The organism is uncultured Thiodictyon sp. (assembly GCA_903837595.1).
Lineage (GTDB): Bacteria > Pseudomonadota > Gammaproteobacteria > Chromatiales > Chromatiaceae > Thiodictyon.
Genome location: CAILVI010000026.1, coordinates 1 through 10,358, shown reverse-complemented (window position 1 = coordinate 10,358; position 10,358 = coordinate 1). Strand labels below are relative to the sequence as shown.

7 protein-coding genes and 1 pseudogene are annotated in these 10,358 nt (G+C 67.0%); 3 read left to right on the top strand and 5 right to left on the bottom strand.

Annotation, left to right across the window (positions count from 1 at the left end):
• Both QZY44_RS01490 and QZY44_RS01485 read right to left on the bottom strand, forming a co-directional pair.
• A pseudogene (locus QZY44_RS01490) lies at positions 1-1,896 on the bottom strand (hypothetical protein); the annotation flags it as partial.
• Between the two features lie 160 nt (positions 1,897-2,056).
• A complete protein-coding gene (locus QZY44_RS01485) occupies positions 2,057-4,240 on the bottom strand; it encodes a hypothetical protein (RefSeq protein ID WP_295441281.1) in 2,184 nt (727 codons plus the stop codon).
• Positions 4,241-4,252: 12 nt separating this feature from the next.
• Here QZY44_RS01485 and QZY44_RS01480 point away from each other — a divergent pair, with 12 nt between their 5' ends.
• Positions 4,253-4,927 carry a tyrosine-type recombinase/integrase gene (locus QZY44_RS01480; RefSeq protein ID WP_295441279.1) on the top strand — a complete coding sequence of 225 codons (675 nt, stop codon included), beginning with the start codon at positions 4,253-4,255 and terminating at the stop codon, positions 4,925-4,927.
• Positions 4,928-4,976: 49 nt separating this feature from the next.
• Here the strand turns inward: QZY44_RS01480 and QZY44_RS01475 are convergent, their stop codons facing one another.
• The 3 genes from QZY44_RS01475 to QZY44_RS01465 form a co-directional block, all read right to left on the bottom strand.
• Positions 4,977-5,213, bottom strand: a complete 237-nt coding sequence (locus QZY44_RS01475) for an acetyltransferase (protein ID WP_295441276.1) — start codon at positions 5,211-5,213, stop codon at positions 4,977-4,979.
• Positions 5,214-5,440: 227 nt separating this feature from the next.
• Positions 5,441-5,671 (bottom strand): BolA/IbaG family iron-sulfur metabolism protein, encoded by a 231-nt coding sequence (locus QZY44_RS01470; RefSeq protein ID WP_295441273.1) that lies wholly within the window; start codon positions 5,669-5,671, stop codon positions 5,441-5,443.
• A gap of 221 nt (positions 5,672-5,892) precedes the next feature.
• Positions 5,893-7,473: a peptide chain release factor 3 gene (locus tag QZY44_RS01465; protein WP_295441270.1), complete on the bottom strand. Its 1,581-nt coding sequence runs from the start codon at positions 7,471-7,473 to the stop codon at positions 5,893-5,895.
• 432 nt (positions 7,474-7,905) lie between these two features.
• On the opposite strand from QZY44_RS01465, the gene QZY44_RS01460 reads away from it, so the two are divergent.
• Together QZY44_RS01460 and QZY44_RS01455 are read left to right on the top strand one after the other, a co-directional pair.
• The gene (locus QZY44_RS01460) at positions 7,906-9,891 is read left to right on the top strand and encodes a caspase family protein (RefSeq protein ID WP_295441267.1); all 1,986 of its coding nucleotides are present in this window, start codon (positions 7,906-7,908) and stop codon (positions 9,889-9,891) included.
• Positions 9,892-9,906: 15 nt separating this feature from the next.
• A partial coding sequence (locus QZY44_RS01455) for a hypothetical protein (protein WP_295441264.1) occupies positions 9,907-10,358 on the top strand: 452 nt, incomplete at its 3' end.

The following is a 10,358-nucleotide window of genomic DNA, read 5'->3' as shown; positions in this document are numbered from 1 at the left end:
CGGCGCCGGGGGCGGCACCAGCTCGGAGAAGGGGACCAGGCGCTGCTTGACGGTCTCGCCGTCCGGGTTGATGACACGCGCCATGCCCCAGACGCCATCCTGCGAGCGCAGGACTTCGCGCGTGTAGCCTTGGCGTTCCTCACGACTGACCGGTTCGGGCGCCCAGTCGATGGTGTCGGGGTCCGGCAGTGGCGTCGGCGCGGCGTCTGGTCGCGGCCCGGGGGCCACTCCTACGGGGGGCTGCGCGCCCGCCTGATTGGGCGCGGTGAAGCCGGGTGGCAGGGGCAGCGGGGCCGCCGCCTGGCCGCTGCCGGGCGGGCCGCCGATGTTCTCCAGCTCCGGATCTGAGACCGTGGGCGGCGGCGGGTTGGCCGCGGCCTGTTCGGCCTCCGCTTGGCGCCGCGCGTTGGTCTGGTCGCGCCAGTCGGCCGCGGAGTCGTTGAGCGACTGGAAGCGCTGCTCGCCGGTCAGCCTATCCCCCGTCGGCAGGACATCCGCCGGGGCGATCTGCTGCCCCGCCGCGGTGCCATTGGCCAGGGTGTCTTTGAACCAGGCGTCATGGTCCACCACCATCGGCTTGTTGTCGCCGATGGCGGCCACCGCGTAGCGGTGCCAGATGTCCGCCAGCTCGGGATCGTGCGGGCGAACCGCCTCCTCGACCGCCACGGCCGCGCGGGCGCGCAGTTGCGGGGTGTTTTGTTCGCCCTCAGGATTGGCCAGCGACCGGTTGATGGCGGCACGCTGGTAGGCGCCAAAGGTGTGGGTGCCTGCCGCCCCAAAACCCACCATGACCATGGTCGGGACGATCACCTGGAGTGCGTCGGCCATCCCGGGATGGGGGGCCGCGCCATAGGCGTGTTCAACGCCTTGCTCGCCCAGTTGCTGCCCCATCTCAGTGGCGATCTCAGCGGGCAGCAGCTTGAAGGCTACGTCCTTGGCTGCGCCCCAGATGGCGCCCTGGTTGCTGGCCGCGTGCACGATGGTGGAGCCGCCCGCGTCGACCAGCGAGCCCAGGCCCACCCGGCTGGCGACGGCCTTGGCGATGCCGGTCTTGAGCGACGGCGGAATGAGTTTGCCGGCGCCCAGCAGCAGGTAGGTCCCGAGTGCCTCGCCGGTGCCCTTGATCGCCGCGTTGGACAGCCCGGCGATGGCACCCGCATGATTGGCCGCCTCCACCGAGTCGCCGGCCGCCAGCCGGGCCTTGGTCACGTTCTCATAGGACTGTTCACCCTGCTGGGCGCTCATGCCGAGAATGCCGGCGATGCTCCCGACCAAGGCGCCGACGCCCGCGCCGGCAAGTGCGCCCGGTCCGGACCAGGAGGTGGCCGCGGCGCCGATCACGGCACCCGCCGCCGCGCCCGCCGCCATCGGGCCACGGGATTGCACCAGCGACTCGCCCGCTTGCGCCAGGCTGCCGTAGGGGTGCGCTTCGGCCTTGCTGGCCTCACTCTCCTTCATCCACGCGGGCATCCCCTCGCGCGTGGCCTGCCGATCTTGTTCGCGCCGCGCCAGATCCGCCGCATCCGATGGCGCCACCACGCCTAGCGCGCGCCCCACCCCGGTGGCGGCCTCTCCGGCAAACTCGGGGAACGTGTAGATCCCGCGCGCGGCGGAGCGGCCCAGTTCTTTGACGCTGCCAGTGAAACCGCTGTTGTCGCCGATGGATTGCAGCCGCGCCAGTTGCTGCGTCGAGGTCTCGCCGGATGCGGCCCCGCCCGGGCTCACCGGTGCCGGGTCGAACTGCGCCAACATGGCGCGATAGTGTTCCGCCGGCGGGACGGTCGCGGTCTGGGTGGGCGGCGCGAACGGGTCCGCCGCGGGCGTGCTGTCCCCCATCAGGGGGGCGAGACGGTTGCAGCGGCGCGGCGTCCATTGCGGACGGTACCACCGCAGCAACGCCCGCCCCGGGCCGGGGTGACAGGTCCATGGGCGCCGGCACCGCTGGTGCATCCAGCGCGCCCAGCAGGTCGCGATAGGTCGACAGCGGATCGCGCGTACCGCCGCCCGGCGGGGCCGGGGATAGTCCGTTCAGTGAGTCCTCAAGAACGCCCATGGGTCAACTCCGCTGCTGGAAGAACATCTGCTCGACGCGCACCTTGGCCTCCTGACGCGACTTGTCGACCAGCGCGGCAGCCTCCGTTCGCGCCTGGTCGTTGGATTCTTTGAGCCCCAGCCGTTTCATCGTCTCCGCCAATGCCCGGTCCGGCGGCACGAGGATTCGCGCGGCCTCGCGCACCCCGCCGGCCACCAGATTGGTATCTGGATTCATCCCGCCGGCCATATAGGCCCGCTTGATCAGCCCACCATGCAGCAGCGCAAAATCGCGCTGTTCCGGCGCCAGCGGCGGCGCCGCCCCTTGCCCGGTCATGTTGCCGTCGGCCGCCTTGACCTTATCGCCCTCGTCGAGCGCCGCCCGATAATCCGTATCCCAGGCCGCCGCCGCGGCACGCTGGTCCTTGTTGTAGCCCAGCGATATTTCCATCGCCTTCATGCGCTCGGCATGCACCCGGCTGAGAGAAGCACCCTGGCTCGTGGCCGTCCGCCCTGCCTGCCGGTCAGCCAACTCGGCGCCCGCCTTAGCGGTGTCCAGCGCCAGGCGCCGCTCCTCGACGGTCGGGGCCACCGCGCCCACCCGCGACTGTCCCAGGGCATCGGATACGGCGTCCGGCCGACGGCCCTGCTCATCGGGGGTCAGGCTATTCCATTGCCGCGCCAGTGCCAGACTGGCATCCGCACGCGCCGCCGGCAGAGTGTCCTGCGGGCTGAACATGCCGGCACCCGAGGTCTTGTAACCGGGCGCCGTCACCCGCGCGATGTTCGCCGCGCCCTTAGCCTCTGGGGGGGTGCCGCCTTGGCCCACCTGGCGCCCCAGGTCGGACGCAGTGACGGGGGCCTCGCGGTTCATCACGTATTGGGTCAGCCCGCCGACCTTGCGGGCCTCACCACCGGCGGCCGTCAGTTGCCGCTCATAGGCCGCCTGCGACGCGGGCGATGTCTCGACGGTGAACTCGGAGGGCTCGGCACGCGCTGCCGCTCGCGTCGGCACCCGCCCCAGCCGTGACAACGCCAGCACGTTCCCCACCGTCGGGCCCTTGTCCGGATTGGGCGCCGGGGTCCGCCAAGTCTGTTGCCCCGTCTGCTGGATGCGCCCGAGCACGCCGGTACTGGTCGGGTTGACGCTGGTCGGTGCGGGATTGGCAGCCAGGGTCTCGAGGACGGGGCTGCCGGTGGGCGCGGCAGCGTCGGGGCCGGGGGCCGCGCCTACGGCGGCGGGCGCGAGCACCAGCGGCGAGGCGCCGCTGGCCTGTGCCGTCTGTGACAGCGCCTCGCGCTGCCGCGCAAAGGCTGGAGACGCCGCAGCTTGGGCCAGGTTGCGTTGTGAGGTTTGGTCCGCCTGCGCCATCCCGCGCTTTTGGAACTCCGCGCCCAGGTCTTGCGGCACCGCCGCAGCGGAATAGGCGCCCCCGCCAGTAAACGCATCGGGAGCGACCGAGGGCGCCACGTCGACCCCCCACACGCGAGCGGGACCGCGGCTGATCGGCCGCGCGCCCGGTGGCGCCGCGCTGGTCACCGTCGGCGTCGCGCCCGCGGCAGGTGAGGAACCAAGCCGCATCTGCGCCTGTTCGCTGGTCAGCGTCGCGGCGCGCTGCTGCGGCGTCGCTACGGGGGCCGCGCGTGCCGTGGCGCGATAGATGTCATTGACCAGCGCCGGATAGACCGCATCCATCCGCCCCTGTCGCGCCAACGCCGGGCCATTGTCGCGGATCGGCGGGCGGGCTCCCGACTGGTCCGGCCCAGACGGGTCTTGGTCGCGCCGCCCCATCGGATCGAGGAACACCCCATCCTCCATGACGCCGTTGAATCGTGGATCTGCGGCAGCGCGCTGCATCGGCATCAGGCGGCCAGCGACCTGGGTGGATTCCTCCTGTCTCGGTACCGGCGCCGGCAACGCCTTGGGTTGGTTGCCCCCCGTCTGCGCGGTGGCGTCCGTCGTGTCTGGCGCCGGCCGGTTGGCCATCTCGACATCCCCCACCGCCGGCACGCCGTCGCCCGCCTGCCCATAGACCGCGCGCTGCCGCGCAGCCTGGTTGTAGATATCGAGCCCGCCCTTGAGCGGCTCCCAGTCGCCATACGTCACCGCCCCGCCATCGGCCAACTCCTGCGCCCCCGCCGCATAGCGCGCCAGTTCGCCATCCTCTTGAGCCTGGCTCGCGATGTTGTCGTTGGGCGTCGCCAGCAACCCCAGCCCGCCGTGGCCAACCGCCTGCGCGCCGTGCTCAAACTCGCCTTCGACCTGGCAGTCCGCGCCGGCCAGGTCGACAGCAACCCCGTCATCAGCATCGCCCCATACCCCAACCACAAGCGCGACCGCTATCTGACCGACGCCGAATACCGCGCCATCTGGACCGCCGCCCCGCCCGCGCTGCGCGCCATCATGGATCTGGCCTACCTCACCGGTCAGCGCATTAGCGACGTGCTCGGGATCCACGAATCCGACATCACCCCCGACGGCATCGACTTCCGCCAACAAAAGACCGGCAAGCGCCTCACCATCACCTGGAGCACCCCCGGCCTACGCGCCGCCGTCGACACCGCCCGCGCCCTACACCCCACGCGCAAGCTCCTCCTGCTCGGCCAGCGCAACGGCAAGGTCCGCGGCTACAAAGCCGTGCGCGGACTCTGGGACCGCGCCTGCCAAGCCGCCGAAGTCACCGACGCCCACCTACACGACATCCGCGCCAAGTCCGCCACCGACGCCAAGCGCCAGGGCCTGGACCCCCAACGCCTCATGGGCCACACCACCCCCGGCCATACCAACCGCTACCTGCGCGGCCGCGATAGCGACCTGGTGACAGGTCCATCATTCGCCCGCGAACAAGACGACGATCCGAACACGGAAAGGATCGCACACGGTCACACTTCTTAGGCAGTGCCTAAGATATGAGCCATAAAATTAACTCAACACATTGATTATATTAATCAGGTCGATAATGACGCATGACCTCCTCGTCGCGGTAATGCGGATCAGTCCAGCACTTGGGGATGGACTCGTTGGAGCAGAAGGACAGTTCAGCCTTGTCGAAACTCTCCGGGTCCTGCGCCTCCTCGCCGTAGTGATAGCGGCCGATCACGGTCTCGTGCAGCGGGTTGAAGAGATCCCGCAGGCTCAGGACCTCGACCATCTTGCCGGTGATTGTGTGTCTGAGAAACACGGCCTTACCTCCATCGCTGCTGGTGAATTGCGGCACACTCTAAGTATGGCTGCACAATCGAGAAATGCCAGCAAGAGGCTACCACTTTAATAATAAAGAATTCGCCAAGTGGCGCAGCCGCCGCTGCTGCGCCGCATCCGGTCGCAGCGCGCTGGAGAGTTCACCGAACAGCACTGGCAGGCTGCCGGGCCTGGGCCCGGGCTGCGCCTTGTCATCCTGCATCCTGCTCAGCCGGCCGGAGCCGGCGTTCTGGTCTTGATGGAGAGCGCATGCAACTCACCATTGGCGATCTGCTCCCGGACAGTGTCCATCACCAGGCGGTGTTTCTTGATCGGCGTGAGTCCGGCAAAGGCGGCGCTCACCACCACCGCCTCGAAATGACTGCCGTCGCCCGTCACCTGCACCTCGGCGCCGGGGATGCCGGCACGGATCAGCGCGGCGATTGATTCAGTTTCCATCATGATCTCCTTGGGTTAAAGGTGTTGCGCTCGTCGTCACGCGCCGCGTCACTGCCATTAGGGTAGCACCAACTACCGAGCCGGGCGGGGTATCCACCTCGCCCGAAAAGTTTGTAGCCATCATAGTAGGCAAGGTTTCCAGCACCGTGAACGTTCGGGCCGGGGCCGCTGAGCGGCCAGGGATGCATTCCCACGCGGAGCGCGGGAACGAGCGGTTAACTCTACAGCTCCCGCGTGGCCGAGAACCGGATATCCGGCCAGCGCTCGATCGTCAGCCCCAGATTGACCCGCGTGGGCGCCAGATAGACCAACTGGTCGTCGCCGTCCATCGCCAGGTTCTCGTAGACCTTTTCCTTGAAGCGCTCCAGCATCTTGGGGTCGTCGCAGCCGATCCAGCGCACGGTGTGGACCGACACCGGCTCCACCACCGCGTCCACATTGTATTCGTCCTTGAGCCGGAAGGCGGCCACGTCGAACTGGAGTACGCCCACGGCGCCCAGGATCATGTCGTTGTTCTTCAGCGGCCGGAAGACCTGGGTGGCACCCTCCTCCGAGAGCTGCACCACGCCCTTCTGCAAGGCCTTCATGCGCAGCGGATCGCGCAGCACGATGCGGCGGAAGAGCTCCGGGGCAAAATAGGGGATTCCCTCGTACTTGAGGTCCTCGCCTTCGGTGAAGGTGTCGCCGATCTGGATGGTGCCGTGGTTGTGCAGGCCAATGATATCGCCGGGCCAAGCCTCCTCCACCGCGAGCCGCTCGTTGGCCTGGAAGGTAATGGCATTGGCGACCTGCACCGTCTTGCCGATGCGCACATGGCGCATCTTCATGCCCTTGGTGTAGCTGCCGGAGCACACCCGCAGGAAGGCCACCCGGTCGCGGTGGGCCGGGTCCATGTTCGCCTGGATCTTGAACACAAAACCGGTAAAGGCGGGCTGCGCCGGCTCCACCACCCGCTGGACGGTGGAGCGCGCACGCGGCGGCGGGGCATAGTCGACGAAGGCGTCGAGCAATTCCTTGATACCGAAGTTGTTGATAGCCGAGCCGAAAAAGACCGGGGTCTGCTTACCGGCCCGGTAGGCATCGAGATCCAGCGGGTGACTGGCGCCCTGCACCAGCTCCATCTCCACGCGCAGCTCGTCCGCCTGGTCGCCCAGCAGTTCGTCCATCCGCGGGTTGTGGAGCCCCTCGATCACCTCGCCGTACTGGATGCCGCCGCCGTGCTGGGCACTGAAGAGATGCGTGCGGTCGTGGCGCAGGTCATAGACGCCCTTGAAGCGCTTGCCCATGCCGATCGGCCAGGTGACCGGCGAGCATTGGATCTTGAGCACCGACTCCACCTCGTCCAGCACCTCCACCGCGTCGCGCCCCTCGCGGTCGAGCTTGTTGACGAAGGTGAGGATGGGGGTGTCGCGCAGCCGGCAGACGTCCATCAGCTTGATGGTGCGCTCCTCCACACCCTTGGCGATGTCGATCACCATCAGGGCCGAGTCGACCGCGGTCAGGGTGCGGTAGGTGTCCTCGGAGAAGTCCTCGTGCCCGGGGGTGTCGAGCAGGTTGACGATGGAGTCGCCGTACGGGAACTGCATGACTGAGGAGGTCACCGAGATCCCGCGCTGTTTCTCCAGCTCCATCCAGTCGGAGGTCGCATGGCGCGCGGCCTTGCGGCCCTTGACGGTGCCGGCCATCTGGATGGCACCGCCGAACAGCAACAGCTTCTCGGTGAGTGTGGTCTTGCCCGCGTCCGGGTGGGAGATGATGGCGAAGGTGCGGCGGCGGCGCAGTTGGTCGAGAAGATCGCTCATAAGGTGGGGACTAGCATGGCAGCCGGGGTGCGGCTAAACCTGAAGATTATACCGACGCCCGTCAGGACCGGCACCCTTCTCGTTGCCACGCGCCACGCGCCGCGCGGGAACGTCGCCCCGGACGCGCTGCGTCCCGACATCCGCAGGGGCCGCAGTGCCCCGACCGGGCAGTGCACTGGCCGACCGAGTCCACGCCCACTTGCAGCCAGTCGCTGGATTGCTTTCTTGAGAAAAATGGCGTGGAATCTCACGGGTGAAAGCCTTCACCGTCGGGCGATCAGATCACATCCATCGCCGTCCGTCACCCGTCGTCCCTTACGCCCGAACGGCAATGCATACGTCCGTCCGTGCCGGTGTTTTCAGTCATGTGGCCGAGCGAGATCAACTGGTCACGCTATCGCATAACACGAAGAATGGCTGCGAGAGATGCCAATGGAGCCGAATCGCACCGGCAATCCGATTGGAATATCAGGCAGGGGCTCACTCCATCTGCTGGCGCTGCTGGCGCTGCTGATGCTGCTGGCCATGGGGCCGCCGGCCGTGTCGGCCGGTGAACGTGTCGCCCTGGTGATCGGCAACTCGCAGTATAAGGCCCTCAACCGCCTCGCCAATCCGCGCGTCGATGCACAAGCGGTGGCGGCCCGACTGAGTGCCAACGGCTTCGCCCTGATCGACGCCACCGGGCAGAAGGGCGGTGACGCGGTCTACGATCTCGACGAAGAGACCATGGTCAAGGCCATCAAGGGATTCGCCAACGCCGCGGAGCGCAGCGAGATCGCCCTGTTCTATTATGCCGGCCACGGCATGCAAATCGACGGCGAGTCCTATTTGCTGCCGGTGGATGTGAAGGCGGATGATATCGACCTGCTGGAACGCAAGGGCGTGAGCCTGAATCAGGCATTGCGCTGGCTCGATGCCAATGCCGAACTCACCGTTGCGGTATTCGACGCCTGTCGCGACATTCCGGCGCTCGCCGAGACGCTGCGGCGCTCCACGCGCAGCGTTTCAGTCGGTGCCGGATCGCGCGGGCTGGGACGCATACCGCAGGGAACCGCCGGTCGCATCGTCGCCTTCTCGGGGGCCGCGGGACAGTCCGTGGCGGACGGTACGGGCGAGCATAGCCCCTATTCGGCCATCCTGCTGGAGCACATCAATGATGCCGGTATCGATGTACCGCGGTTGTTCCAGACGGTGGCCAACGACTTCAACCGGCGCTATGGACAGCAGGCGCCGGAGGTACTGACTCAGGGCGTGGTCGAACCGGGACGCTATTGCCTGACGGGGCCTTGTCCGGCAACCGACGCGGCGACTGCCGCGCCGGTGGACAACCCGAGCAATCGCGCAATCAGCAGCAATGACATCAAAGAAATGCACGCCTGGGGCCTGGCCGAAGGCAAGAACAGTTGCGAGGGCTATCAGGACTTTCTCGTGCTGTTCCCCAATAGCGTCTACGCCAAACTGGCCTCACAGAAGACGACGAGACTCTGTAACGCCGCCCCGGCAACTCCAACGACTCCAACGACTCCAGCAACCCCGGCGGCCCCAGTGGCGCCGACCACTGCACCAACCCCCGAGGCCCCGGTGGCTCCGGTCGCTCCCGATACCGACGAGGAGAAGTGGCGGCAGACGGTAAAGGCCGGCTCTTGCGAGGCCTATAACGACTACTACAAGACATTTGCTAGCGGCAAGCACGTCGTCGAAGTCCGGGAACGCCTGGTCGAATGTATCAAGAAGGCACTGACTCAGCGGGCACTGGCGTTTGTCGACAGCTATTACGGCAGCCTCGGGCATGTGGGCTGCGACAGCGTGGCCGCCATGTGGGTGACCCCACCGGGACGACTGTGCGCGCTGGTCTCACTCGTCGAGGGCTTCAGTGTCAAGGGCAAGACGGTGGTCGCGCTGACCGCCCAAGAAGCGACGGTCGCGGTGAGCGTGGAAGGACACAATCGCGGCGAATCAATAAGGCCCTGGCAAGGCTGTCTCGACCTCTCCTGGACTGGCAATGAGTGGCGACTGGTCCGACAACACGGCGAACAAGACGGGTCATGTATCGGGCCCCCTGCCCCCAGGGTCACGTCACAGGAGACCGGAAATAGCACCAGCACCAGCCAAGATGCAGCGGGGGCACTCGCCTTTGCCGATGCCTATTACGCCGCATTGAGCAGGGCCGATTATGCGCGGGTCGCCAGTATGTGGAGCGACGGCGCTCAACCGGGTCGACTAAGGTCGCTGGTCGAGAACGTGGAATGGATGCGCCTTGATCGCAAACAGGTGGTGAGCCTGGCAAGCGACCACGCCAGTGTCGCCGTCGATGTCACCGGCAAGGCCAAGGCCGCCGCGGTGAGCAACAACCGCGTCTACCTGGACCTGGTGCGGCAGTATGGCGCGTGGAAACTCGCACAGATTAGAGCTCGCTGAAGCGCGGAGAACATGGTGAACACGATACGATCACTCTTGAGTCGTTGCTCATCCCTGCGCGGGCTACCGGTCGCGCTCTGGGCGGTGGCACTGGTGTATGGTAGCGCGTTCGCCGGTGATAACATCAGCACCGGATCGCTTACCCCGGGGCACACAGTCCGCATTCCTAACGATGGCGCTGAGCCAATCGATGCGCTCCGACGCTATTATGCAACGAGCGACAGCCGCGATCGGCCCATTGTACTCGATGCCATCCAGGAGGTGATGCGCAACGACGCGGTCGGTATCGCGGTTATCGCCTACCGGATAAGCAATGAGCGGGACGCCGAAGGCCAAGCCCAGGGCGAGCCGTTCGAAGGGCTCGCCTGGATAGAAAAGCAACATGGCAAATGGAAAACGCTTCAGCTCTACGACCAGGTGCAGGCCGCCGAGGTAAACGCCCGCTACGCCCAGGCCCTGGCCGCGGG